The following is a 24,289-nucleotide window of genomic DNA, read 5'->3' as shown; positions in this document are numbered from 1 at the left end:
AGAAAGCTTGCCCTTCATAATAGGCAAGCTCTCTCTGGTTATTTCTCATTTATTTTCTTCTTATACCAATCCTGCATTCTCTCCGCATCTTCTACTCTCGTATGCTCTATTTTGTAACTAGATGATGCACTCGAAAACTTATACGTACATAAATCCGCACGGCGCTGGAAATATGATTGTGTCTTCTCCATTGATTGGACGTGTCTTCTTCTAATAAGTCCTGTATATTTTCCGACGCTACGATAGACAAGTGTAATTTGTTCTCCGTTAACACTGTAACCATTTGTTTTAAATGTTGCGTAGCCAAGTGTAAAGATAAGGATTGCGAGCGGTAGTAATGCCCACATGATGTAATACTTTTCAAAGTATATGCTTATTCCAGTAAGCGGGATTGCGAGCATAGCGAAAAAGATTAAACTATCAATGAGATAGCGGCGTAATGCTGCTTTTGGTAATGAAATAATATTTGTATCCAGTTCGTATGGTAGTTGTAAATGCGCGAGTAACTGTTGTACTCGATCTTTTCGAATGATTGGATGCAGTGTAACTTTTTCTTTTTCATCATCCGTTCCCTTACTTTGAATCACTTCTACTTGCACAGCACAATAGCCGAATGGCTGACGTAAAATACTTTCTTTTATGGTAATACCTTGAATACGGTGCAATTTTAGTACGAGTTCTTTTTTCTCAAGTAATCCTTGCGAAATGCGGACTTCATCATTTCTTCGATTCACTGTGAAATCTCCATGTTTTAGCGCATAACCGATTGTAGATATAATCCACGAAAGGACGAGCAAAATAGCTACCATGAAAATCCAGCCATATATATCATACTCCATTACATATGACTTTACGCTATTCTCTATCCATTTCGGAATGTACTCCTGTACTTGGTGATACACGAAAAAGATTAACGAGAATAATAGTCCAAACTGCCCCGATGTAACAGAGGCTAGTAAAATTTCTTTCCAAGTCAATTTATATTCTGTCGTTTGTTTTTCTTCTGTAACGATTTCTTTTTCTACTTCATGTTCCGTTTTTTCGCCTAGCGTTCCTTCTGCTTTCACTTCTGGAGTTGGCTCATTTAGCAAAGCAATAAGCTCAGTTGCCTCTTCTACTGTAATACCGGCTAAGCTAACCTCCGCATCATCGCCCCCACCAGCTGTTTCAATTTGGATTTTCTTTAAGCCAAGCATTTGATATAACACGTTAGAGCTTGTATTGATTGTTTGAACACGTTCTTTATTTAAGTAGCTCTCCTTTTTCACAAAGAGACCTTGCTTCACATGTAATACGTTATTTTCAACCCAGTATGTTGTGTAATACCATTTTTCAAACGCTGAAAAGACAGTGAGTAAACCAAATGCAGCGGGAATTAAGTACCAAAACGGGAATTTTCCATTTAAGCTAAACATGAAAATAAAGAGTGGTATAAAATCTCTTATTTTTAATTCCAATAACATCGTGATTGGATGCTGCCTCTTATACATCCTCATCACTCACTTTCGCTAATTCTGCGATTTTTGTTTTCAACATTTCTGCTTCATACATCGTTAAGCCTGGGATGCTGTGAGAAGTTGCCGCTGTAGAAATATGTAATTCTGCTAAGTCATATTTTCTCATAATCGGTCCTTGTTCAATTGTCACGTGCTGCACACGAATCATCGGTACTAATACGCGCTTTACGACGAAAAGACCGTGCTGAATTTCAAGCTCTTCTTCATTTAATTGATAACTGTAATAACGTTGACGTAGTTTCGGGAATAAGAAGTACGAAAATGGTGCGAACACAACTGTTAGCCCAATCATCACATACAAAATCCATGCCCACCAATCAAACTTTATCATGAGGAAAAGGTAAGCTAAAATGACGAGAATACCGATCCCTTCTTCAATTACAGCACGAACTTTCCACACCTTGACCATGTCAGGGTGAATTTCATTTTTCAATGGCTCCATGTAACCACTCCAAATCTAGTAATCTAATATATGAATACTCTTAATCTATATTTTACGTAACTTTACAGAAAATTGAAATTCAATCTTCTTTCTTCTCAGGAATAAAATATCCGAACCAAAGTAGCCAAATGAAACCGATTAACTTCATCCAATTTCCATCCGCTTGAAAAGCTTCAATCATACCTGGTATTTTATAAACCCCAATAAATCCAAGAAAACCGAGCCACCAGTTTTTTTGCATTTTCATTTTTACTCCTCCTTCATTACGTTTTTCACATTTCGAATCCAAATTTCTTTATACTTTAACTGGAATCCCATGAGCATATAGTTGCTCATATTATCGATCACGAGTGCTAGCGTATGAGCATTTTCTTCCGTTTCATGTTGTAACACAACGCCCAGTCTCGCGCCTTTCTTCAATAAATCGTGGAAACCATGTAAGAAATCCTCTTGTATTTCAAATAAACGTTTCTGGTACTTTTCATTTCGCGATGCAGTTACGATAAATTCATTGATAACGCGTAGTATTCCTTCTTGCCCTTCATACTCAGAGAGCATATGTAAACCATCTGTGATTAGCTTTTCTGCAAAGTTTTCTTTCGTATACTGCTCTTCATCGAAGTAATTTGCGAAATGATAATCAGAAAAAATCTCTTCAAATAAAAAATCAACTAACGCTTCTTTAGAAGAAAAATGATAGTAAATAGCCGGTTTTGAAATACCTACCTCTTTCGCAATCATGGAAAGACTCATCTTCTCAATGCCGTGTTCTGCCATAAGTTTAAATGATGCCTCTACAATGTTCTGCGATGTTTGTAAATTCTTCGTCATACTGTACCTCACTTATTTTTACTTACCGGTCGGTAAGTAAATTATAAAACAAAACGAAATGATTTTCAATTTAATTAGTACTACATAAGGTATTTATAGGAAAATACCGAAAATTATAAAGTAAAAGCAATATATAACAATAAAGAGGATATCGTATGGGACTTGGTGGTAATGGGGTAGTGGGGGTAATGGCGGCGGTGAAGCGGGACAAGCTGGTAAGAGCGGATTTTCATTAATCATTGTACTTTTTATCGTATTGATTATAGTTGGAGTTAACTATATCGGACTTGGCTTCTAAGAAAAGGCGTCCCACATTACACATGTAGGACGCCTTCTTTTTAATCCCTATTCAGCAATCGCATACGATAACAATTCATCGTCACTTCTCCAAGTCTTTGCAGCAATTGATAGTTCGCATATGCGCCGACTGGGGCACCGATTACTGGTACGAGCTGAAGCATTTTCGCTAAATCAATATAGTCTCGGTACTCTGTTTGGAACTTTTCCCAGTCCATATGATTTTCTTTTTCTGTATCCCACGTTTCAATTGCTTTCCATATTTCTTTTCTATGATCATCACTTGAAAAGGCGAGTTGGAAAACGTGAAGGATAAAAAGACGTTCTTCTTGTTTACTCGTATCAAATCCGTACAACGTTGCTGCATCGAATAAAAATTTAATTTTAATTGTAAGTAAAAGCGGAAAGTCAGCAAGACCGAGGAGAATACCGCCAGCCCCCGTCCCTGCTCCTTCTGCCGCTGCTATTTTTTTGTACTCATCCATTTTTTTACGCACTTCATCGTCACGTCTTTGCAGTGACCATGTCGTCTCTTTTAGCTTCGGCTTTATAAAGTTTGACCCGGCGCTGATCGTTTGCACCATCATACGAATCGTCTCTGTTAGTACCTTTTGTACTTTCGCCGGAATGAGCTGTTGCACTTTCGTCTGCACTTTTTTGGAGAACCGTGTCATCATAGAAGAATCTTTCATGAATGTAGCTTTCCACTGCTCCAATTCTTTTATAACCTTCTCTTCGTATGTAATCATAGGTTCATTCCTTTCAATTTAAACGCTCAATGCGCTTCGCCCCGTATTGGTAAACGAAACCGATACTAAATAATATGCTTAGGATAAGTAAAATTCCTGTCATCATGAAATCTTTCGTTGCTAGTGCAAATATAACTGTAAAGATTACGCTCCCGATGATTAGAATCGCATTTAATAAAGTAAGAAAATCTTTCTTCTTTTCATCTACCTTTACTGGATACAAATCAAGCCAAATTTTCATACGGTGATGTTTCCATAAAGTTAATAGCTGATAACCGATTAAGTATAGGAAAATAAAACTTACGATAAATCGCCCGTATAAAAATGGAATGAAGTACAAAATAACTCCTCCAAGAGCGAGCAGACGCACATATAATCCAAAATAGTTACCTGATCTTAAAAACGTTCTCGTATATAAGTATAAATATGTACGCTTTTCGCCGATTATCGAAAGAATGAAATCAAGCCATTTTCGGCGAGATACTCTTTCTTTTAATGCTGGTACATCAACGAACATATTCGCAATGCGGTACAGCAACATCATCTTCTTACCTTCTTCAGAAATTAAATACTCCCAGTTTAGCGGCTTTCCCTTTACCATTTGATGCATGATAGCCAGGTATAAAACCATGAGAAGGACGATTCCACCAATGAAAAGAACTGAAGTACGTTCTACAAGGAAATATACAAATAAACCGTTTAGGATAAAACGAATAAACCAATCAGCCCTTTGTATATTTTGATCTGTTAAAAATGACTTTTCCCACGCTACAAATAAATTCCACGCTTTTACAATGACAAATGCGAGTACGATCCATATGTAGCCAGCTCCTGTTTGCTTCATTTGTTGGAAGTATAACGGAGCAAGCGCAGCTGCTACGATTGCGATTATGTATAACTGAATCATAAATGTAAAAAGAAATGCCTTTGTGAAGTAAGGTTTTAACTTTTCTTCAACTGGCAGTAAGTAAACGAGATCCGCTTCTTTTAATAATGTTTGAATGGATCCAGCCGTTAACACGAGTCCAATTAATACTGCCATTACGAGCGCAGTTGGAAACGAAGTTGTTAACGTTTGTAACCATTGCTGGTAATAATACGCTCCCGCACCGATGATGAACACGAAAATAAATTTCAAATGATCATTAAATACGTATTTACTATATGTACGAACTTCTTTTAGAAAGTGACGAAATCGTTCTTTCCATAACGCTGTGCTATTCATAATCTTCTTCCTTTGTTAGCGCGATGTAAATATCATCTAACGTTGCACCTGGCATATGAAACTGTGATTGCAGTTCAGATAACGTTCCCTTCACCCTTACTTCACCTTGATGCAAAATAATGAACGAATCACAGTAACGCTCTGCCGTCGCTAAAATATGTGTACTCATTAAAATACCCGCGCCACTCTTTTTCATTTGGTCCATCATTTGAAGAAGCGATTGAATCGCTAACGGATCTAATCCAACGAAAGGTTCGTCTACTATGTAAAGAGATGGCTCCACTAAAAATGCGCTCATAATCATTACTTTTTGTTTCATCCCTTTTGAGAAATGAGATGGAAACCATTTTAAACGATTTTTCATACGAAACTCTTGTAGTAGTTGTCCTACACGTTCTTCATATTGTTTTTCATCAACACCATACGCCATAGCTGTTAATTTCAAATGCTCTTCTAACGTTAATTCATCATATAATACCGGCGTTTCTGGAATGAATGAAAAGCTGGAACGGTACGCTGTCATATCATCACGAATTGTTTTCCCATTAATTGTGACAGTTCCTTTTTTCGGTTCCATTAAACCGATAATATGTTTAATCGTCGTACTTTTACCAGCTCCATTTAAACCGATTAAGCCGACAAGTTCGCCTTTATTAACAGAGAACGAAACGTCTTTTAATACAGGTCGTTTCGTATATCCTCCTGTAACATTTTCTACACGCAATAACTCGCTCATACGACACCACTTTCTTCATTAGTATTCATTCTATATTCATCTTACCAAAAATTATGCCGTACTACATAGTATCCATGTACTCAAAAAAATTTTTAAAATTTATTAGCATATATTTTTCCGAAAGCGGACATCATAATTATTGAAGAAGGAACACATTGAAAAAGCAACCACCAATTGATGAGTACAACAACATAGTGAAGTCATCATGAAATGGGGTGTCCAAGTTGGACAATGAAATTTACACATAACCAGATCATTTGTTTCATTTTCGAAACGGGGTGTCTCTGAAAGAGCATATACTGTTTTAAAAAATAAACAATTTCATTTTAAAAAAGATTGCAATTCATTTCACTTGAAAATGGGGTGTCTACGGCAGAAACTTTAGCCGATTTACCGTGCATTTCTTAAATAAATGAGGTGTCTGCGAAACGTAAATTACGATAATGCTTTTTCAATCCCTCTTCAGAAAACAGGAAGCTGAGTCAGCTTCCTGTTTTTCGTGTTTGTTCTCTTATGTAATTATGGTAAAATACGGCTAAGGATATTTGAAAGGATGAGATCAATGAATCATACAGCAGACAATTGTATTTTTTGTAAAATCATTGACGGGCAAATCCCTTGCTCAAAAGTATACGAAGATGAACATGTGCTTGCATTTTTAGATATTAGTCAAGTAACAAAAGGACATACTCTTGTTATTCCGAAAGTTCACAAACAAGACATTTTTGCGTTAACGCCAGAAATCGCATCACACATTTTTTCTGTCGTTCCAAAAATCGCAAATGCGATTAAAGCAGAGTTTAATCCAGTTGGCTTTAACCTACTTAACAATAACGGTGAAAAAGCTGGACAAACTGTGTTCCACTTCCACCTTCATTTAATTCCACGCTACGGTGAAAAAGATGGTTTCGGTGCTGTTTGGAAATCACATCAAAATGAATACACTATGGAAAATTTACAAAACATCGCAAGTACAATTGCAAATAGTGTGAAATAATGACACTATAAGAAGGCGTAATACATAACAAGCCACTTCCCTGAAGTCATCAAATTCCGCATGGCTTGTTTCTTCACTTAAAATGCTCAGGGATGATTGTTTGTGCATAGCACAGATAAGAAAGATATGCATATTTTTTCCATCATGAATACGAACAAAAAATAAGGAGGTCTCCTTTTATGTCAAAAGCTAAATCCTTTATTACAGGTGTTATTTGCGGCGGAGCAGTTGCTGGACTAGCTGTTCTTTTCTCAACTCCTTCTTCTGGTAAAGACATGCGCGGCAAGTTAAAAGAAAAAGGAAATGATATTAAAAAGACTTTAGCTGATATTACAGCTGATACGAAATTATTAAAACGTCAAATCGTTGAAACTGCTTCAGAAGGTAAAGAAGTGTTTCAAGAATTAAAAGACGATATGCACGATACACTTTCTAACTGGAAGCAAGATATTTCTCAAAACAAGCGCCATATTGAGAAAGAAATTTTGGACATCCAAAAGTCAATTGAGAAACTACAAGAAGCTGTTCCAGAAAAAGCGTAAACAAATTCCTGCTTAGTTTTTTGCATATAACAAATATTTTTTATATAAATTGACCTTGACACGGCATATCGTATAGATATGCCGTGTTTTTATGCATTTACAATATATGTTATCACTTAACATGTAAGGACAACGTATGTATTCACGACTCATAAAACGCTTCCATAGTTATGCATGATTTGTATAGAATGTCATTTTTCCGAAAAATTTTCACAATTCTCACAAAAAGACTTTATTAATTTTTATTTTACTGGCATAATAGATAGTAATGAAAAAAGAATGTTAAAGTGGGTGAGTAAATGAAAAGTGGAGAAAAAGATTACTCGGTAAAAGAAGCGATGATTTTCAGCCAACGCATTGCTCAATTATCGAAAGCGTTATGGAAATGTGTAGAGAAAGATTGGCAGCAGTGGATTAAACCTTACGATTTAAATATTAATGAACATCATATTTTAACAATCGCTTATCATTTAAAAGGGGCTTCTATTTCTGAGATTGCTAAGTTTGGAGTTATGCACGTATCAACGGCGTTTAACTTCTCTAAAAAGCTGGAAGAACGCGGCTATCTTGTATTCTCAAAAAAGGAAGATGATAAACGAAATACGTACATTGAAATTACAGACAAAGGGGAAGAATTACTACTTCGCTTAATGGAGGAGTATGATCCTGAAAATAATTCAGTGTTTAATGGAGCTCTTGCACTTCGTAATTTTTATGGGAAGTTCCCAGAAAATATCGAACTGATTGCAATCCTGCGTAATATTTACGGACAAGACTTTATCGATATTTTTGAGAAATCATTAGAAGATATTGAAGAGAACTTTACAGAATCCGATCAAAAGTTAGTTAAGAAATAATCTATTTATTTTTTCGCAATCATGCTTAAGAATTCATTCATAAGCGGCTTAAATAAACCTTGTTTTGCTAGCGCTTCCGCAGTTTCGTGTACTTCGAGCTGATGTGGAAGCGCTTTTTCAAATTGATCTAACAGCGCATCGAACAAAAGAAGCCCTTCTGCTTTCTCCACTACATATTGCTCGTTCAGTTTTTCACAAAGATTTAGTATACGTTCAATATCTTTCTTACGAGCTTTTTTCTTTATGATCAAAGAATAAAATGGACACTTCTCTTCATCAATCATTTTAAATAGTAGGTCTACATAGTATTCAGCTTGTTCTAATCTTCTAACAACGTCCATTTTCTCCCTCACTTTCTAACACAAAGTCTTCTATTTCTGAATTTTGTAACACGAACAAAATATCGTGTGATACAATATATGTATATGTATTTTAGCCAAAAGGAGGTCTCGCCTCATGACACTTATAACAGTTGTTTTTGTCGCATTCGCACTTCTTGTTATATTTTACACGAATTTCATGACACATACACTGTGTGAACGAAAACAAATAGCTGCGAGCCGCCAGCCCGGTGTCTTTCGGGTTATTAATGTATGTATAACAATTTTATTAATTTCTAGTTATATAGAAATTATATTTCATGGAAAGTGAGGAAGGAAAGCCCCTTCCTCACTTTTTTCCTCTATAAGCAAATTATACCTACAATAACCAATAAAATAAACAGTACAAGTAATAAAATAAGTTGAGAATTCATCCCCATCCCCTCCTCTATTCTGTATATGCGGCATGCGCCCAATATGGCACACTTTCAAAATCTGACACGTGCTAGTTAATTTTTCTTTATCAATATGAAAACGGTTCGAAATATGATATATTAAATTTTGTACATATTGCTTATACTATAGAACAAAACATTCATCAAAACTTTATCCTCAGCCACGGTAAGCCCTGTTAAGCGCGCTTTACCAATATAAAAAAGCAAAAGTATCAGTGAGACTTAATCGGGCTCTTATGAATCAAAATTCATTGGTGTAGGATAAATTAAAAATACATAATAGTAGGAGTGTTTATTGAATGAAGAAAGCTATGCTTGCCTTAGCCGCAACAAGTGTAATCGCATTATCAGCATGTGGAACATCATCATCAGACAAAATCGTTACATCTAAAGCTGGTGACATTACAAAAGAAGAATTCTACGATCAAATGAAGACACAAGCTGGTAAACAAGTACTAAACAACATGGTTATGGAAAAAGTACTTATTAAAAACTACAAAGTTGAAGACAAAGATGTAGACAAAAAGTTCGATGAAATGAAAAAACAATACGGTGATCAATTCGATACACTATTAAAACAACAAGGTATTAAAGAAGAAACTATAAAAACTGGTGTGCGTGCTCAATTAGCTCAAGAAAAAGCTATCGAGAAAACAATCACTGATAAAGAACTAAAAGAAAACTACAAGCCTGAAATTAAAGCAAGCCACATCCTTGTAAAAGATGAAGCTACTGCGAAAAAGGTAAAAGAAGAACTTGGACAAGGTAAATCTTTCGAAGAGTTAGCGAAACAATACTCTGAAGATACTGGTTCAAAAGAAAAAGGTGGAGACCTTGGCTACTTTACTGCTGGTAAAATGGTTAAAGAATTCGAAGATGCTGCTTATAAACTGAAAAAAGATGAAGTAAGCGAGCCTGTAAAATCACAATTCGGTTACCACATCATTAAAGTAACAGACATTAAAGAACAAAAACCATTTGATGAAGTAAAAGGCGACATCAAAAAAGATCTAGTTCAGAAGAAAGCACAAGATGCTGCATTCATGAATGATCTTATGATGAAAGAAATCAAAAAAGCTGACGTAAAAGTTGACGATAAAGATTTAAAAGATCTTTTCGAAGAGAAAAAAGCTGACGCTAAGAAAGACGAAAAGAAATAATGAAAAGCTCGGGATTAGCCCGAGCTTTTTTTATGTATCCTCTTCATTAACGAAAGTTTATTTTGTCATTCATTTAACTAAAACCATCTTTTATGCATTTCACTTAAAAACGTTTCTGTTATTTTACATCCAGAACTTTCTCCGATAATAGAGTCAATCCCGCAATGCGGACAAACTGCTGTGTTATCATCATCCCACCACTCTGTAATTTTTTCTGGATGGAAAATTTCTAAACAATAGAAACAACCACATATAACATCCTTTTCTAAGTGCTTCCTATTACGAGAACAAAAACGATGTGCTTCCTCAAAATATTTTTCCATCAGTATCCCCCTATTCCTGATTTTCTGCTTTGGTTTACTTACATTCTCCTTAATAAAATTACAATTCTCCCTTAAAGAAAAACAAAAAAACCTCGATTCACGCCACACGGAACCAAGGTTTATCTTATTATCATTGATTAAATGAAAAAACTATGTTAAATTAGTACAGAAACACGTTTTACAAAATGCAAAGAACGTATTTATCCGTATCTTAATTGTACACCAAAACACATCTTCAGTCAACCTCTATTTTTCACTTTTAAAGGAGTGCTTACCGTATGAATAAAAAACTTGATTTAGAGCAAAAACGATTGGATACCGTAATCGAAACGATTACGCAGCAAATTGATAAACTGGAAAACGAAACTGGCAGACGCCGGGCAGAAGTAATCAATATTCGTAAACACTTTTGGGATGACGTAAAAGTGAATACTGATACTTTTGATGATTACCTTGAAACAGTTATCAACTTAAGACAACAAGCTCAGTCACTAGCTGTTACACAAATTACCCATAAGCACACCTTTAATCGACTTGCCGCATTAAGACGTATGCATAAAGCACCTTATTTCGGAAGAATTGATTTTAAAGAAGAAGGAGAATCTGCCGCAGATCAAATTTATATCGGCGTCGCTACACTTACTGATGCAAGCGGAGAAAACTTTCTTATATATGACTGGCGCGCACCTATTTCGAGTGTGTACTACGATTATCCACCAGGACCGGCTGAATACAGTACACCAGGCGGCGTAATCCACGGTAATGTGGAGAAAAAATTACAATACATTATTCAAAATGGCGAGATTGATTCTATGTTCGATACGAGCCTTACAATTGGTGATGAAATCTTGCAACAAGCGCTCGGAAAAGGTACGAACAAACATATGCAAAGCATCGTCGCTACAATTCAGCGCGAGCAAAATGAAATTATCCGTCACGATGAAGGCCGACTTCTTATCGTGCAAGGAGCTGCTGGTAGTGGTAAAACGTCAGCTGCCCTGCAACGAATCGCCTACTTACTATATAAATATCGCGAATGGCTAAAAGCGGATCAAATTATTCTCTTCTCCCCTAACTCTATGTTTAATAGCTACGTTTCTAACGTACTACCTGAACTTGGTGAAGAAAATATGCAGCAAGTGACATTTCAAGAATATTTAAACCATAGACTAAGTAAGTCATTTGACGTTGAAGATCCTTATGAACAATTAGAATATATGTTAACTGAAACGAATAGCCCTATCTATAAAACGAGAAATGCGAGCATTCGATTTAAAGCATCTACTCAATTTTTCGAGATGATTAGAACGTACAGACAATCTCTTGAATCTTCAGGCATGCTATTTAAAGGAATGAAATTTAGAGGAAAGTTAATTGTCTCTGCTAAAGAAATTACAGAGCAGTTTTACAATACTGATTCCTCCCTCCGCTTCCATAATCGAATTGAAAAGTTAACAGATTGGCTAAATAAACAAATAGATGAGATTGAAAAAACAGAACTGAAAAAACCTTGGGTAGAAGAGGAAATTGAATTACTTAGTAAAGATGAATACCAAAAGGCTTATAAATATTTACAGAAAAAGGGCGAGTTTGACGACAACTCCTTCCATGATTTTGAGAAAGAAACGAAAGTACTTGGACGTATGATTGTCCGTAAAAAATTGAAGCCCCTTCGTAAAGGTGTTCAAACTTTACGTTTCATCAATTTCACAGGCATATATAAACAACTCTTCACAGATGCATCATGGGTTACTGGGGAAAAACCGAAAGAATGGGATGACATTTGCTCATTAACAGTAAACATGCTTGATGAAGGAAAGCTATATTACGAGGATGCGACGCCATTTTTACTTTTAAAAGAGTTAATTGAAGGCTTCCAAACGAACAGATCGATTAAACACGTACTCGTAGACGAAGCGCAAGATTACTCGCCGTTTCAGTTCGAGTTTTTAAAACGTCTCTTCCCTGCCGCGAGAATGACAGTACTCGGCGACTTTAACCAAGCGATATTTGCTCATGCGAGTGAAACAGTTAATTTCGATACACTTACAAATTTATACGGTCCAGACGAAACAAACGGCATTAACTTAACTCGTAGCTATCGCTCCACAAAACCGATTATTGAATTCACACGCGCTCTCGTACCGGAAGGCAAGAACATTCACGCCTTTGAACGTGACGGCGAGAAACCCACAGTGACGAAAGTAGCGAATGAGAGCGAACTGCACGAACATATTACTGCCAAAGTTGCTGAACTACAAAAAGAGCAGCACAATACAATCGCAATTATATGTAAATCCGCAGCTGAAAGCGCCGCTGCATACGAAGCACTTAATCATATCGATAATATTAAACTCGTGAAGAGTAACTCAGCCGAGTATGAGCAAGGCATTGTCGTGATCCCTGCTTACTTAGCGAAAGGTATTGAATTTGATGCTGTTATTATTTACGATGCTTCTAAAGATGTGTACAGCGATGAGAGCATTCGTAGATTGTTCTACACTGCTTGCACACGCGCAATGCATGAATTGCAACTTTATAGCGTTGGCGAGGTTAGTCCTTTTATACTTGGGGCTAATTCGGAAAGTTTTGAGCTTATAACGAAAACACCTTGATGATTCAAGGTGTTTTTCTCATTCTAAACGACATATCTTTACGACGATATACACTCAGCACAATCCCCATTATAAATGCATGAAACAGAGTTGGTATCAATCCGTAGCTAATAAAAGGTAATGATATAGAAACACGTGGTAATATCCCGAGGGTCATGCCAACGTTACAAATAAAATGGATTACAAAAAGAGTCACTCCGCCAACGAGAAGCAATTTACCATAACCATCATTTATTTTATAAGCTATGTTCATTATTCTTACTGCAAAAAGAGAAAGAATCACGACAAGAACTAGCGCAAGTACATATCCATAATAGTAAGTCAAACTTGCAAATACAAAATCAGTATGGGCAGCACGGATAGACTTTATATTTTCATATGTACCAAACCAACCTGCTGAAGACATCGCCTCTTTTAAACGTAAATACCATAGATCATGCTCTGGATTTAACATTCCTAAAATTCTGGCCATACGGTATTCTTTTACAGCAGACCAGGAAAGTAGATCCCTAATAATCAATGGTACAATAGGTAAAATCGTAATGAGCCATGCCGTTTTCTTTCCTAACTTACTCCACCAAAGCATAACAAATACCATCGTAATATAGATGAAAATTGGTAAAAGAATTGATGTAGTTGAAAATAGATATAAAGAAAATACGTACAACATGAGAAGATGCATAAGCTTTAACCTACTATTATTGAAAAAAGAAGCCCAAGCCAGAAAGAAGAATGGTATCGTCATTAAACAGTCAATTGTGATGGGACCAATTTTTATGATTGCCTCTCCAATCACGTAACCAGTCGGAAAACATTTTATCATTAATAAGATCAGTACCCCAATTGTATAAAACAACCATCCAAACCTCTCTAACTTCCGATAATCAATCAGCATTATCCCAACAGCTGTTACAACACCGAGAATAACAAATATCACCTTATTCATGAATAAGTCAGCATGTCCAAAAGTTATAACCGGCAAAAACCCTAACCCCATCGCAGCCACTAATAAACCAATTAAAAACCAATCCACCTTTGGTTTATACAGTTTGTTAAGTTCTTCGCCAAGTTTGACCGGACTTCCCATTTGTTCAACGGCCTTATCTTCCGCAACTGCCTCACTTAACCCTTTCCCTATCCACATATTCTTCGTCTGTTTTAAGTGAAATTCTAGTTCCGTTACCACCAAGTCCTTCGCTTCTTTTGATTTAATATGGTTCGTAACTTCCTTTAAAAAACGCTCCCCTTTTTTGTTCAATTTTTTCTCACTCCTGTACTAATCCTTTTAATATAAATCGTGCCTTCGTAGCATTCTTCTCTGCCTTTCGCAGCATTTTATTTCCTTTATCATTTAATTGATAATATTTAGCTCCCGCGTGATCCCAGCTAGATTGGATAAAGCGATTCTGTTCTAGACGATGTAATAAAGTGTATAGAGACCCTTCATCACCTTCGAATTTTTGAATCCCTCTCCCTCTTAGTAACTGCATCAATTCATAACCTGTTTTTTCATTCATAAGAAGTTGTAACACTGCTAAAAGGATATCTTCTTCCTTTTCGGACGATTGCTTAATTTTTTCGCGCACCTGCTTCTGGTGTTGATCAGAAAAACTCAAATGTTTAAACGTTGTGTTCTCCATTGATTTTCGCAAGCCTTTTAATCGATCTTCCATTTGATTATCCCTCCAATCCTTTCTTCAAAAGCTCCTTCGCTTTTTTCAGTCTCGTTTTTATCGTGTTTTCTTTCACGTCTATTACAGTAGCAATCTCTTTAATTGATAATTCTTCATAATAAAATAGATAAATGACTTCTCGGTATTTTATCGGTAAATTCATTACCGCAGAAGCGAGCTCACGATCCTCCGCATTTTGCATAACAGTTTGTTCGACACTATCATTTTGAACCCCCATATAAGCAGATTCATCCTCTGTCACGATCACCTTTTTGTTATACCAACTTTTTATATAGTCCTTACATTGATTAATCGCAATTCTCCATAACCACGTTTTCACATTCGACTTCCCTTTGTATGTATGAAGAGACTTATAACATTTCACAAATATATCTTGCGTTACATCCTCAGCGATTTCTTTATTGTTTACATATGAATACACAAGCTGCAGGACTTCTTGTCCATACTTGTTCATGATTTCATCGATAAGGAGTTCCTTATCTTCTATTTCAAACGCTTCTACCGTTAATTCATCCACATCATTTCCTCCTTCCCATATATTAGACGACGCACTGTATAGAAAAGTTTTATAAATGTATAAAAAAATACGGATGGCAATAACGTTTTTTTATAAAACACTTTCCAGCCACTTACATATAATAAACCGAATAGTCGTTACAATACATTCACTGAAAGAGCGCCTCTCTCCCAAGGCGCTCTTTCAGTTTGTGATAAGGGTTTTATCGTAGTGCTCTAGTAGTTCTGGATCTTCATAAATGTTTTTATCAAATTCATCATCCAAAAGCTTCTAGGTAATTTTCTTTGAGCAGGGTGTATCCTCCGCTAAATTAAAAAGAGAACTCATTTAATTTAAGAGTTCGCCTTTTAAATATTACCGCAATTTTCTATGTTAAAATTAATGTTGGAGGTGTTTCTTATGGAGGAATTGCAAGAAATTTTAGAGAAAAGCAACTATACATATGCAATAATTCAACACGAAAAACCGATACACTCAAGACAAGAGGGCTCAGAGTATTTTGGGATTGAAGTTGGGCAAACAGCTCCAACGATGATACTAAAAACCGATAAAGGCTTCTTTGGGTTAATTGTATCTGGAAGCCGTAGTAAAATTAATTTTGAGAAAATAGCTAATATTTTAGGTTGTAGTAAAGTGAAATTAGCATCTCCAGAGGAAGTTCAAAAAGTTACAGGCTTTCAGGTAGGAAGTGTTCGTATGGTAGGTCTTGATTTACCTTGTGTGATAGACAAACGACTTTTCCATTATGATTATATTTACGGAGGTACTGGTCAATCAACATTTACTTTAAAACTTGAACCACAGGCCTTAAATGAATTAAATCAAGTGATCGCAACTTTCGATTAATAGGGAATACTACATTTTCTTGTTTAACAAACGGGTGCCATTTTTTGAATAAAACCTAAATTTCCAAACCACTTTATTGTTATATTTTTTTAGTGTAGTAAAGTATCTTACATCAAGATTAAACAACTATATTTTTAACCCCGTCCTAAATTTAGAACGGGGTTATACTTGTTTGGGCTTTTAAATTAAATAACTTTATTGTCATTTTACAATATCTACATTTAGTTTTGGATTTTCTGCTAACTCTTCAGTCGATTCAACCTCAATTTCTGAAGTGAACGGAATTACATACAGAGATACCATCTAGATTTTAGGATCATAAGTAATTAATTTTTTTATGATACACCTCATATCCGTATTCATTTGTCTTGTTCCCTATTTTAAAACATAATACAATTGAAATGTAACTTAATAAGCTATAACTAGTAGGTGTGGTAATCATCTCTTCCATTTTGAAAAAAGGGGGGAGGTGATAAAATGATCGCGATGTTTGTCATTAAATTAGTGTACGGTATCCTAACCGGAGCTGGCGTTGTCATCGGTAGAAGATACGTCGGTCCGTGGCTAATTTCTGTATACAAAAAAGCGAGAACCACCCTGCTTCGTGGAAAAGGTAAGGGCGTTTCTCGGCTAAAACGTTAATGTAATTGTCTTATAACCGCACCTACTACCACCACAATAGCAAGTTAGGTTACACAAGGCAGAAGTTTCTCAGGCTTCTGTCTTCTTTATTTTATGCAAAATTCATACTACATACTCTATCATCATTGTAACACATTTTATTTATTTTTAGTCAAGATAAAAAACACCTGAAGGGGTTCCCTTCAGGTGTTTCTCTATTTTACGCTAACGCAGCCGCCTGCTCTTGTTGATCTACAGGAATGACAGCGTCTGTTAATGCTTTTTCTAATTCAGCTGTGTATTTCATTTGCTCTTCTTTGCTCCAGCCTAGTTTCGCAGCCATGTAGTTGATTACTGCTTCTTTCCACTCGTATACCCAGTGGATGTTGAAGAATACAGCGCCTCTGCGGCGTACGAAGAAGTCAACTGGTTTTGCTGTCATTTCGTAATCCATTGCGTATACAAGCGGGATTAGAACGTCAAGCGGCATGTTGTATTCTTTCGCTTCGTCTTTATGTTTTTTCGCTAAGTCAAATAGTACGTCAACGTTAGAACCATAGAATTTCGCGAATTCTTCTGCTTGTGCTGTTGTTAAACCATATTTCGTACCTTCGCCAGCTTTTTTCGCAACGAATGCTGGGAATCCGTGTGAACCATCTACATGTCCACCAGAGATTGGCATATGTTTCGTGTCGCTCTTCGGATATGCGCTATGACCTTCTTTTTGTAGTAAGTTCGTTACGTAGTCTACTACCATTTCAGCCATTTTGCGGTATCCTGTTAATTTACCACCTGCGATTGTAATTAAACCAGATTCAGAAGTCCAAATTTCATCTTTACGAGAAATTTCAGATGCACTCTTACCTTCTTCATAAATTAACGGACGTACACCAGCCCAGCTTGATTCAATGTCTTTCTCTGTAATTTTCACGCTTGGGAACATGTAGTTAATCGCATTAATGATGTATGTGCGATCTTCTGTTGTCATTTGTGGTACAGCTGCGTCTTTATCATAGAACGTATCTGTTGTACCTACGTATGTTTTTCCGCCGCGAGGAATCGCGAACACCATACGTTTATCTGGTGTATCGAAGTAAATTGCTTGACCTAATGGGAAACGTTTTTGGTCAATTACTAAGTGAACACCTTTTGATAACTGAAGTACTTTTCCTTTTTTCGAGTTATCTTTTTCACGAAGTGTATCTACCCAAGGGCCAGCTGCGTTTACAATTTTCTTACCGTACACTTCATATACTTCACCGTCTAGTAAATCGATTACACGTACACCGCATACTTTTCCATCTTTATATAAGAAACTGTCTACTTTTGCGTAGTTAACAGCTTTTGCGCCGTGCTCAATTGCTTCTTTCATTACTTCAATTGTAAGACGCGCATCATCTGTACGATATTCTACGTAGTAACCGCCGCCTTTTAATCCTTCTTTTTTTACAAGAGGCTCTTTGTTTAATGTTTCTTCACGGTTAAACATCTTTCTGCGCTCGCTTCGTTTTACACCTGCTAAGAAGTCGTATACACGAAGACCAATTGATGTACTAAATGATCCGAACGTACCGCCTGTATGGAACGGAAGTAACATCCACTCTGGTGTTGTTACATGGGGACCGTTCTCATATACGATCGCACGCTCTTTACCCACCTCTGCTACCATTTTCACTTCAAGTTGTTTTAAATAACGTAGACCACCGTGTACAAGCTTCGTTGAACGACTTGATGTACCTGCTGCAAAGTCCTGCATTTCAAACACAATTGTTGATAACCCGCGTGTTGCTCCATCTAATGCAATACCAGAACCAGTAATACCTCCACCAATTACGATCACATCTAACTCTTGTTTATTTACTCCGTTTAATACGTCTTTACGTTGTTTACTTGAAAATTTCATGGTAATTCCTCCCTTTGATAACGAAAAAAGAGACCACAAACTCCGCTATAGATTTCGCCTCTATAGCGCGTTGTGGTCTCTCCAAATCTCCTACCGAATTATTAACTTGTCACCATTATAACACTGTTTATGATTATTTGAAAGCTTTTGTTGCTTCAATTGCTTTTTTCCATCCAGCATATAGCTCTTCGCTTGTTTTCGCTTCCATCGTTGGCTCAAAGCGTTTGTCCATATGCCACTGTTCTTTAATTTCATCTTGGTTTTTCCAATATCCAACTGCAAGACCAGCTAAGTATGCTGCACCTAGAGCCGTTGTTTCGTTGATCACTGGACGCTCTACAGGAACATCTAAAATATCACTTTGGAACTTCATTAAGAAGTTATTTTTAACCGCTCCGCCATCAACGCGTAATGTTTTCAGTTCAATACCTGAATCTGCTTCCATTGCGCATAATACATCTTTCGTTTGGTAAGCTAAAGATTCTAGCGTTGCACGAATGAAATGCTCTTTCGTCGTACCGCGTGTTACACCAAACATAGCGCCGCGTACTTCACTATCCCAATAAGGTGTTCCTAGTCCAACGAATGCTGGTACAACGTATACACCATCAGTTGATTCAACGCGATTCGCATACACTTCACTCTCACTTGCATCTTTAAACATGCGCATTCCGTCACGTAACCACTGAATTGCAGAACCTGCTACGAAAATACTTCCTTCTAATGCGTAGTTTACTTTACCATCTATTCCCCATGCAATTGTTGTTAATAGACCGTGCTCAGAAGCAACTGCTTTTTCACCTGTGTTCATTAACATGAAGCAACCAGTTCCGTAAGTATTTTTCGCCATACCTTCACCGAAACAAGCTTGTCCAAATAATGCTGCTTGTTGGTCACCAGCTACACCTGCAATCGGTACATTTTGACCGAAGAAGTGGTAATCAATTGTTTCTCCGTAAATTTCAGATGATGGACGTACTTCTGGAAGCATGCTCTTTGGTACTGTTAACATTTCTAGAAGCTCATCATCCCACTGTAAGTCGTGAATGTTAAACATTAACGTACGTGATGCGTTTGAGTAATCTGTTACGTGTGCTTTACCACCAGATAGTTTCCATACAAGCCACGAATCAATTGTTCCGAATAATAGATCGCCGTTTTCTGCTTTTTCTCTTGCACCTTCAACGTTATCTAAAATCCATTTTACTTTCGTTCCAGAGAAGTATGCATCAATTAAAAGACCTGTTTTTTCGCGAACCATTTCACTATAACCTTTTTCTTTTAACTCATCACAAATTTCAGCTGTTTGGCGAGATTGCCATACGATTGCGTTGTAAATTGGTTTACTAGTCGTTTTATCCCAGACAACCGTTGTTTCACGTTGGTTCGTAATACCGATACCAGCGATTTGTTCTGGTTTTACATCTGCTTCGCTTAAGCAAGTTGCGATAACTGCTAAAATAGATCCCCAAATTTCTTGTGCATTATGCTCTACCCAGCCCGGCTTTGGAAAATGTTGTGTAAACTCTTTTTGAGCTGAATGAACAATTTCACCTTTTTTATTGAATAAAATTGCGCGTGAGCTTGTTGTTCCTTGGTCTAATGAAAGAATATATTTTTTCATATCGGTTTCCCCCTTATGCTACTTTTCTACTATTTGTATTGCTTCCGCTTTTTTTACTTGTCATATAAGAGATTGCTAGTACAATCACAGTTGCGATAATCACATAAATAAGTGCTGAATTTTGTTTTCCTTCAAATACAACTTGATGGAATAAACCTGCAAGTGATCCACCTAAAATTGGACCAACTACTGGAATCCATGCATACTTCCAGTTTGAACCGCCTTTTCCTGCAATCGGAAGGAAGAAATGTGCGATACGCGGACCTAAATCACGTGCTGGGTTAATTGCGTATCCTGTTGTCCCACCTAATGATAAACCAATACTTACAATTAAGAAACCTACGATGAATGGATTTAATCCATCTGCAAATTTATTTGCACCAATTGCTAATATACCAAATACTAAAACGAATGTTCCAATCATTTCACTTAAAAGGTTTGCAAATGTGTTCGGAATTGCTGGACCTGTTGCAAATACGCCTAACTTTGTTCCTGGATCTTCTGTTTCTTTCCAGTGTGGTAAGTAATGTAAATATACGATAACTGCCCCGATAATTGCCCCAATCATTTGTGCTACGATATAACCTGGTACGTCACTCCATGGGAACGCTCCCTTAAATGCTAGTCCTATCGTTAAAGCTGGATTCAAATGTGCCCCACTAATTGATCCAACCGCATACGCTGCAACCGCTACTGCTAAGCCCCAGCCCATTGTAATAACAATCCAACCTGAATCTTTCGCAAACGATTTCTTTAAACTTACACCAGCACAAACGCCGCCACCAAGTACGATTAACAACGCAGTCCCTATTAACTCTCCTAAAAATGCTGACATAGTATCCCTCCACAATCAATTTAAACGCTTCCAAATGTGATAGAGGTAAAATGAATGGCCATTCGTTTTTGTCAAAAGAAAAAGACCCACAGCTTTGCACGCTTCTATATAAATTTATATAGAAACAATGAAATGTGGATCTCTACTTTTCTCCGTCACGTTTATTAACTTGTCTATAATGTTAACCGTAAATGAAAGCGGTGTCAACGAAAAAATTCACATTTCCGTCACTTTTTTTGGTAATGTTTCCATAGTTCGCGTTTTGATGTCGTAATTGCTGTCGCACCAGCGTTTAAAGCTCTTTCCACATCTTCTACAGTACGAATAAAACCACCTGCTAAAATCGGTACACCAGTACGCTCTTTCACTTCAGCAATAACATCCGTTAATGCTCCAGGAAGTACCTCAATATAATCCGGTTTCGTCTTATCTAAAAGATTGCAGCTCTTCTCCATTGCACTCGAATCGATTAAAAAGATGCGTTGTATTGCCACAACACCTTTTTGCTTCGCCTTCATAATAACGCTCGCCTTTGTTGAAAGTAACCCGTACGGTCTAAACTCCTGACATAAATATTCCGTCGCATGCCCATCACTCTGCAAACCATGAATTAAATCCACATGTAAAAACACCTTTTTACAATATTGCTTCGCAAGTGATATAACACTCTTCAATTGACCGACATGAATATCTAAAATAACGATATATTCATACGAACTATGTAATAGCTTTTCCAAATCTTTAATTTGCCTCACTGCCGGCAAAATTTTCTGTTCATGAAATTCCATTCTATATGTCCCCTTCTTTATGTCATCCTATCCTTTATAGTACACAATTTAAGTGAAAAGAACAGCTAGTGTTGGGGATTTCTTTCAAATCTTTCTCTTATCTATATATTTTCTTCAACTTATCGGAACCTATACCACCTATAATCATTAGTGCAAGGGGCAAAAGATTCATTACATATGGCGCATCTGCTACAATTGTAATACTTGCTCCAGCAAACTTATTTAGCATCCATACAACGATTTTTGCAATAAACAAAAATACTCCTATCATAAATAGACTATCAAAAAACACCTTCCATTTTGGATACGCCAATTGCTTACTATCTTCAATTACTTTCTGCGTCAATTCTTCATCACTCCTCAGCAGTTCATCAATTGTAATACCGAACAGATCACTTAAATGAATAATAATTTCAATGCTCGGATAGTTCTTTCCCGTCTCCCATTTCGAAACAGATTGCCTGCTCACATGAAGTTTTTCAGCCAAATCATTTTGCGACCAATTTCTTTTTTCCCTTTCTTCTTTTAAACGCTCACTAAAAATCATACTGTGTTTATCACCTCTCTATGCCCATTATGTTCAAATAAATGATGAAGAGTAAAGCGAGTTATCGTTGCATTTCCTGCGCAACTTATGCGTTACAGCTTATAATGGCGCTATTTTATATGTATCTTCCCTATACTATGCTCCAATAATAATTTCCCGAACAATAATACAAAGGACGGATACTAATAAATTGAAACTTTAATCAGTGGGGGTTTTGTTGATCCCCCACCTAACTTCTTTGCTTCCGCTGAATTTTGAGGTGGGGGTCTTACTGCCCGGCAAATAGCGGGATAAAGACTAGATTAGGCATAAAAAATACGCCATCCCTTCTTATCAGTCTCCAGAAAGAATAACGCAAATTTTCATTTTTACTCATCATTTTTCGGACTATATAAAAACTCCGGATATTTCACAACAGGCCACTTCTCCTTACGCAGGGAATCCATTACTTGCGGGCCAACATGTATATTACTCTCCACTATTTCTTTAGGAGTCAGTGCCATCCATTGATTTAACGATACATCTTCAAAACGATTACTTCTGAACATCTCTAAAAACCATAATGTTTCGGTACCTGTATTTTGAATATAATGCCCCGTCGCAAACGGTACATATCCGACATCGCCAGCTCTATAATCAAATGTACGAGCGGTACCATTTCCAAGAAACACAGTCATTCTCGCTTCCCCTGTCAAATAATATTGCCATTCATCATTATTCGGGTGCCAATGAAGTTCTCTCATTCCGCCAGGCTCAACCTCAACGAGCGCTGCTGCGATTGTTTTGGAAATAGGGAAATTTGTAGAATCTACAATTCGAACGCTACCACCAGGAGTCTTAATCGGCTTTTGTTTTAACAATTCATGTTTAAATGTTAAAGGAACTTCTCCTTTAGGTGATTGAATTTCCTGACTTTCAAGCGAACCTGGCACCTCTCCTTGATAAATATAAACTTGATCTGAAGGAATAGAACGAAAAGCACTCTCAGGTACTCCGAAATTAGCCGACAACACTTCTTTTGGCGTATGCGCAAACCAATCAGAAATAGCTAAAGTAGATAAATCAGAAAAATGCCCATCATCGAAAACGAGTAGAAATTCACAATGTTCCAATCCTTGAATGGAATGCGGAATACCAGGAGGAAAATACCAAAGATCACCTGGCCCAACATCAGCAATAAAATTACGCCCATTTTGATCAACAGCCGTTATGCGCGCCCGTCCTAAAAGCATATACGCCCATTCTGCCTCTTTATGCCAATGTAGTTCTCGTACTCCACCGGCCGTTAAACTCATATTCACTCCCGCAATCGTCGTCGAAACCGGTAGTTCCCGAGCAGTAATCTCCCGAGACCACCCGCCTTGTTTCAAAATCATAGAAGTGTCCGAGAATGAAAACTTCAAGTTAGGAACTAACCCTGCATCCGTTATAGGCGGAACAAGCATATTCGGATTTTGAATATCCCTCATAACATTACGAGGTCCAGAATCAATCGCACCTGCTCCGTCGCTGCGGATTGGTTGTGGCACATTCCCTCCCGCTTCATTAACAGTACATTTCTTCATGATTACACTCCTTTTTCATCCGATTAGTAAGTAAAAAGCCTCCATCATAGTGTATGAATTGGGCTTTAGATGGTTACAGTTACATCGTGAGAAAGGTTTGCCTATCATTATCGTTTTGTTCATTTCTCAACTTATACTAGTATGCTTAGCGCTTAGGAAGACAAAAAAATAAACTAGAACTAACAAAAAACCCTGTAAAATTTATTACAGAGTTTTTCACCAATTATTTATTGTTTTATATATCGAATACGAACATTATCGTCCATTTGATAAATTTGTAATG

The 24,289-nt window shown here is 36.9% G+C and carries 26 protein-coding genes and 2 pseudogenes; 9 read left to right on the top strand and 19 right to left on the bottom strand.

Annotation, left to right across the window (positions count from 1 at the left end):
- Positions 1 to 38: 38 nt before the first annotated feature.
- The 4 genes from CGQ22_RS22640 to CGQ22_RS22625 all read right to left on the bottom strand — a co-directional run bounded on the left by CGQ22_RS22640 (position 39) and on the right by CGQ22_RS22625 (position 2,790).
- Positions 39 to 1,490, bottom strand: a complete 1,452-nt coding sequence (locus CGQ22_RS22640; protein WP_000278177.1) for a PH domain-containing protein — start codon at positions 1,488 to 1,490, stop codon at positions 39 to 41.
- Positions 1,483 to 1,959, bottom strand: coding sequence for a PH domain-containing protein (locus CGQ22_RS22635; RefSeq protein WP_000433536.1), 477 nt, complete (start codon positions 1,957 to 1,959; stop codon positions 1,483 to 1,485). The genes CGQ22_RS22640 and CGQ22_RS22635 overlap by 8 nt, the downstream gene beginning before the upstream one ends.
- Before the next feature lie 79 nt (positions 1,960 to 2,038).
- Entirely contained in the window at positions 2,039 to 2,206 is a 168-nt protein-coding gene (locus CGQ22_RS32130; RefSeq protein ID WP_000783813.1) for a hypothetical protein, read from the bottom strand.
- 2 nt (positions 2,207 to 2,208) lie between these two features.
- Positions 2,209 to 2,790, bottom strand: a complete 582-nt coding sequence (locus CGQ22_RS22625; protein ID WP_061883865.1) for a TetR/AcrR family transcriptional regulator — start codon at positions 2,788 to 2,790, stop codon at positions 2,209 to 2,211.
- 155 nt (positions 2,791 to 2,945) lie between these two features.
- Here CGQ22_RS22625 and CGQ22_RS22620 point away from each other — a divergent pair.
- Positions 2,946 to 3,088: pseudogene (locus tag CGQ22_RS22620) on the top strand (YjcZ family sporulation protein).
- 40 nt (positions 3,089 to 3,128) lie between these two features.
- On the opposite strand, the gene ecsC reads toward CGQ22_RS22620, so the two are convergent.
- The 3 genes from ecsC to ecsA are packed head-to-tail and all read right to left on the bottom strand — an operon-like array spanning position 3,129 to position 5,797.
- The gene (gene ecsC / locus CGQ22_RS22615; protein WP_000634142.1) at positions 3,129 to 3,836 is read right to left on the bottom strand and encodes an ecs operon protein EcsC; all 708 of its coding nucleotides are present in this window, start codon (positions 3,834 to 3,836) and stop codon (positions 3,129 to 3,131) included.
- 13 nt (positions 3,837 to 3,849) lie between these two features.
- The gene (ecsB, locus tag CGQ22_RS22610; RefSeq protein WP_046945946.1) at positions 3,850 to 5,061 is read right to left on the bottom strand and encodes an ABC transporter permease EcsB; all 1,212 of its coding nucleotides are present in this window, start codon (positions 5,059 to 5,061) and stop codon (positions 3,850 to 3,852) included.
- Entirely contained in the window at positions 5,054 to 5,797 is a 744-nt protein-coding gene (gene ecsA, locus CGQ22_RS22605; protein WP_089149389.1) for an ABC transporter ATP-binding protein EcsA, read from the bottom strand. The genes ecsB and ecsA overlap by 8 nt, the downstream gene beginning before the upstream one ends.
- Positions 5,798 to 6,359: 562 nt before the next feature.
- On the opposite strand from ecsA, the gene CGQ22_RS22595 reads away from it, so the two are divergent.
- From CGQ22_RS22595 to CGQ22_RS22585, 3 genes are all read left to right on the top strand, one after another.
- Positions 6,360 to 6,794, top strand: coding sequence for an HIT family protein (locus CGQ22_RS22595; protein ID WP_001016835.1), 435 nt, complete (start codon positions 6,360 to 6,362; stop codon positions 6,792 to 6,794).
- 179 nt (positions 6,795 to 6,973) lie between these two features.
- The gene (locus tag CGQ22_RS22590) at positions 6,974 to 7,336 is read left to right on the top strand and encodes a YtxH domain-containing protein (protein WP_000030300.1); all 363 of its coding nucleotides are present in this window, start codon (positions 6,974 to 6,976) and stop codon (positions 7,334 to 7,336) included.
- 299 nt (positions 7,337 to 7,635) lie between these two features.
- Positions 7,636 to 8,193, top strand: coding sequence for an HTH-type transcriptional regulator Hpr (locus CGQ22_RS22585; protein WP_000834924.1), 558 nt, complete (start codon positions 7,636 to 7,638; stop codon positions 8,191 to 8,193).
- 5 nt (positions 8,194 to 8,198) lie between these two features.
- Here the strand turns inward: CGQ22_RS22585 and CGQ22_RS22580 are convergent, their stop codons facing one another.
- Entirely contained in the window at positions 8,199 to 8,534 is a 336-nt protein-coding gene (locus CGQ22_RS22580; RefSeq protein ID WP_000383655.1) for a DUF1878 family protein, read from the bottom strand.
- A gap of 115 nt (positions 8,535 to 8,649) precedes the next feature.
- Between CGQ22_RS22580 and CGQ22_RS22575 the strand changes: the two genes are divergently transcribed.
- Together CGQ22_RS22575 and prsA are read left to right on the top strand one after the other, a co-directional pair.
- Positions 8,650 to 8,844 (top strand): hypothetical protein, encoded by a 195-nt coding sequence (locus tag CGQ22_RS22575; protein WP_000172690.1) that lies wholly within the window; start codon positions 8,650 to 8,652, stop codon positions 8,842 to 8,844.
- Between the two features lie 423 nt (positions 8,845 to 9,267).
- Positions 9,268 to 10,128 (top strand): peptidylprolyl isomerase PrsA, encoded by an 861-nt coding sequence (gene prsA / locus CGQ22_RS22565; RefSeq protein WP_000710057.1) that lies wholly within the window; start codon positions 9,268 to 9,270, stop codon positions 10,126 to 10,128.
- A gap of 77 nt (positions 10,129 to 10,205) precedes the next feature.
- Here prsA and CGQ22_RS22560 read toward each other — a convergent pair whose 3' ends face one another.
- Positions 10,206 to 10,451 (bottom strand): hypothetical protein, encoded by a 246-nt coding sequence (locus tag CGQ22_RS22560; protein WP_000417114.1) that lies wholly within the window; start codon positions 10,449 to 10,451, stop codon positions 10,206 to 10,208.
- 278 nt (positions 10,452 to 10,729) lie between these two features.
- Between CGQ22_RS22560 and helD the strand changes: the two genes are divergently transcribed.
- Complete coding sequence (helD, locus tag CGQ22_RS22555) at positions 10,730 to 13,066, top strand: RNA polymerase recycling motor HelD (protein WP_089149388.1); 2,337 nt, start codon at positions 10,730 to 10,732, stop codon at positions 13,064 to 13,066.
- A 4-nt stretch (positions 13,067 to 13,070) separates the two neighbouring features.
- Here helD and CGQ22_RS22550 read toward each other — a convergent pair whose 3' ends face one another.
- The 3 genes from CGQ22_RS22550 to CGQ22_RS22540 are packed head-to-tail and all read right to left on the bottom strand — an operon-like array spanning position 13,071 to position 15,277.
- Entirely contained in the window at positions 13,071 to 14,324 is a 1,254-nt protein-coding gene (locus tag CGQ22_RS22550; protein WP_089149387.1) for an FtsW/RodA/SpoVE family cell cycle protein, read from the bottom strand.
- 7 nt (positions 14,325 to 14,331) lie between these two features.
- Positions 14,332 to 14,739, bottom strand: coding sequence for a PadR family transcriptional regulator (locus CGQ22_RS22545; protein ID WP_000390149.1), 408 nt, complete (start codon positions 14,737 to 14,739; stop codon positions 14,332 to 14,334).
- Positions 14,740 to 14,743: 4 nt separating this feature from the next.
- Positions 14,744 to 15,277, bottom strand: a complete 534-nt coding sequence (locus tag CGQ22_RS22540) for a sigma-70 family RNA polymerase sigma factor (RefSeq protein ID WP_000344022.1) — start codon at positions 15,275 to 15,277, stop codon at positions 14,744 to 14,746.
- Between the two features lie 399 nt (positions 15,278 to 15,676).
- Here CGQ22_RS22540 and CGQ22_RS22535 point away from each other — a divergent pair, with 399 nt between their 5' ends.
- Positions 15,677 to 16,123, top strand: a complete 447-nt coding sequence (locus CGQ22_RS22535) for an aminoacyl-tRNA deacylase (protein WP_046945949.1) — start codon at positions 15,677 to 15,679, stop codon at positions 16,121 to 16,123.
- Positions 16,124 to 16,333: 210 nt separating this feature from the next.
- Here CGQ22_RS22535 and CGQ22_RS33015 read toward each other — a convergent pair.
- A pseudogene (locus tag CGQ22_RS33015) lies at positions 16,334 to 16,462 on the bottom strand (DUF2283 domain-containing protein); the annotation flags it as partial.
- Positions 16,463 to 16,600: 138 nt separating this feature from the next.
- On the opposite strand from CGQ22_RS33015, the gene CGQ22_RS32125 reads away from it, so the two are divergent.
- Positions 16,601 to 16,765, top strand: coding sequence for a hypothetical protein (locus CGQ22_RS32125; protein ID WP_089149386.1), 165 nt, complete (start codon positions 16,601 to 16,603; stop codon positions 16,763 to 16,765).
- Between the two features lie 199 nt (positions 16,766 to 16,964).
- Here CGQ22_RS32125 and glpD read toward each other — a convergent pair whose 3' ends face one another.
- The 6 genes from glpD to CGQ22_RS22500 form a co-directional block, all read right to left on the bottom strand.
- A complete protein-coding gene (glpD, locus tag CGQ22_RS22525; protein ID WP_000672831.1) occupies positions 16,965 to 18,647 on the bottom strand; it encodes an aerobic glycerol-3-phosphate dehydrogenase in 1,683 nt (560 codons plus the stop codon).
- A 133-nt stretch (positions 18,648 to 18,780) separates the two neighbouring features.
- Entirely contained in the window at positions 18,781 to 20,271 is a 1,491-nt protein-coding gene (gene glpK, locus CGQ22_RS22520) for a glycerol kinase GlpK (RefSeq protein ID WP_000760009.1), read from the bottom strand.
- 13 nt (positions 20,272 to 20,284) lie between these two features.
- Positions 20,285 to 21,106 (bottom strand): glycerol uptake facilitator protein GlpF, encoded by an 822-nt coding sequence (gene glpF, locus CGQ22_RS22515; RefSeq protein WP_001272200.1) that lies wholly within the window; start codon positions 21,104 to 21,106, stop codon positions 20,285 to 20,287.
- A gap of 227 nt (positions 21,107 to 21,333) precedes the next feature.
- On the bottom strand, positions 21,334 to 21,894 hold the full coding sequence (glpP, locus tag CGQ22_RS22510; protein WP_000394285.1) for a glycerol uptake operon antiterminator GlpP: 561 nt from the start codon (positions 21,892 to 21,894) through the stop codon (positions 21,334 to 21,336).
- A gap of 97 nt (positions 21,895 to 21,991) precedes the next feature.
- The gene (locus CGQ22_RS22505; protein WP_000577657.1) at positions 21,992 to 22,441 is read right to left on the bottom strand and encodes a helix-turn-helix domain-containing protein; all 450 of its coding nucleotides are present in this window, start codon (positions 22,439 to 22,441) and stop codon (positions 21,992 to 21,994) included.
- A 368-nt stretch (positions 22,442 to 22,809) separates the two neighbouring features.
- On the bottom strand, positions 22,810 to 24,006 hold the full coding sequence (locus CGQ22_RS22500; RefSeq protein WP_000710666.1) for an oxalate decarboxylase family bicupin: 1,197 nt from the start codon (positions 24,004 to 24,006) through the stop codon (positions 22,810 to 22,812).
- Between the last annotated feature and the right edge of the window lie 283 nt (positions 24,007 to 24,289).

It is taken from the genome of Bacillus sp. M13(2017) (assembly GCF_002218325.1).
GTDB lineage: Bacteria > Bacillota > Bacilli > Bacillales > Bacillaceae_G > Bacillus_A > Bacillus_A thuringiensis_K.
This window is presented reverse-complemented; position numbering and strand designations above follow the sequence as displayed.

Excerpts from the sequence above, each read along its gene's own strand:
- CGQ22_RS22640 (WP_000278177.1), bottom strand. The coding sequence starts at position 1,490 with ATGTATAAGAGGCAGCATCCAATCACGATGTTATTGGAATTAAAAATA.
- CGQ22_RS22635 (WP_000433536.1), bottom strand. The coding sequence starts at position 1,959 with ATGGAGCCATTGAAAAATGAAATTCACCCTGACATGGTCAAGGTGTGG.
- CGQ22_RS32130 (WP_000783813.1), bottom strand. The coding sequence starts at position 2,206 with ATGAAAATGCAAAAAAACTGGTGGCTCGGTTTTCTTGGATTTATTGGG.
- CGQ22_RS22625 (WP_061883865.1), bottom strand. The coding sequence starts at position 2,790 with ATGACGAAGAATTTACAAACATCGCAGAACATTGTAGAGGCATCATTT.
- ecsC (WP_000634142.1), bottom strand. The coding sequence starts at position 3,836 with ATGATTACATACGAAGAGAAGGTTATAAAAGAATTGGAGCAGTGGAAA.
- ecsB (WP_046945946.1), bottom strand. The coding sequence starts at position 5,061 with ATGAATAGCACAGCGTTATGGAAAGAACGATTTCGTCACTTTCTAAAA.
- ecsA (WP_089149389.1), bottom strand. The coding sequence starts at position 5,797 with ATGAGCGAGTTATTGCGTGTAGAAAATGTTACAGGAGGATATACGAAA.
- CGQ22_RS22595 (WP_001016835.1), top strand. The coding sequence starts at position 6,360 with ATGAATCATACAGCAGACAATTGTATTTTTTGTAAAATCATTGACGGG.
- CGQ22_RS22590 (WP_000030300.1), top strand. The coding sequence starts at position 6,974 with ATGTCAAAAGCTAAATCCTTTATTACAGGTGTTATTTGCGGCGGAGCA.
- CGQ22_RS22585 (WP_000834924.1), top strand. The coding sequence starts at position 7,636 with ATGAAAAGTGGAGAAAAAGATTACTCGGTAAAAGAAGCGATGATTTTC.
- CGQ22_RS22580 (WP_000383655.1), bottom strand. The coding sequence starts at position 8,534 with ATGGACGTTGTTAGAAGATTAGAACAAGCTGAATACTATGTAGACCTA.
- CGQ22_RS22575 (WP_000172690.1), top strand. The coding sequence starts at position 8,650 with ATGACACTTATAACAGTTGTTTTTGTCGCATTCGCACTTCTTGTTATA.
- prsA (WP_000710057.1), top strand. The coding sequence starts at position 9,268 with ATGAAGAAAGCTATGCTTGCCTTAGCCGCAACAAGTGTAATCGCATTA.
- CGQ22_RS22560 (WP_000417114.1), bottom strand. The coding sequence starts at position 10,451 with ATGGAAAAATATTTTGAGGAAGCACATCGTTTTTGTTCTCGTAATAGG.
- helD (WP_089149388.1), top strand. The coding sequence starts at position 10,730 with ATGAATAAAAAACTTGATTTAGAGCAAAAACGATTGGATACCGTAATC.
- CGQ22_RS22545 (WP_000390149.1), bottom strand. The coding sequence starts at position 14,739 with ATGGAAGATCGATTAAAAGGCTTGCGAAAATCAATGGAGAACACAACG.
- CGQ22_RS22535 (WP_046945949.1), top strand. The coding sequence starts at position 15,677 with ATGGAGGAATTGCAAGAAATTTTAGAGAAAAGCAACTATACATATGCA.
- CGQ22_RS32125 (WP_089149386.1), top strand. The coding sequence starts at position 16,601 with ATGATCGCGATGTTTGTCATTAAATTAGTGTACGGTATCCTAACCGGA.
- glpD (WP_000672831.1), bottom strand. The coding sequence starts at position 18,647 with ATGAAATTTTCAAGTAAACAACGTAAAGACGTATTAAACGGAGTAAAT.
- glpK (WP_000760009.1), bottom strand. The coding sequence starts at position 20,271 with ATGAAAAAATATATTCTTTCATTAGACCAAGGAACAACAAGCTCACGC.
- glpF (WP_001272200.1), bottom strand. The coding sequence starts at position 21,106 with ATGTCAGCATTTTTAGGAGAGTTAATAGGGACTGCGTTGTTAATCGTA.
- glpP (WP_000394285.1), bottom strand. The coding sequence starts at position 21,894 with ATGGAATTTCATGAACAGAAAATTTTGCCGGCAGTGAGGCAAATTAAA.
- CGQ22_RS22505 (WP_000577657.1), bottom strand. The coding sequence starts at position 22,441 with ATGATTTTTAGTGAGCGTTTAAAAGAAGAAAGGGAAAAAAGAAATTGG.
- CGQ22_RS22500 (WP_000710666.1), bottom strand. The coding sequence starts at position 24,006 with ATGAAGAAATGTACTGTTAATGAAGCGGGAGGGAATGTGCCACAACCA.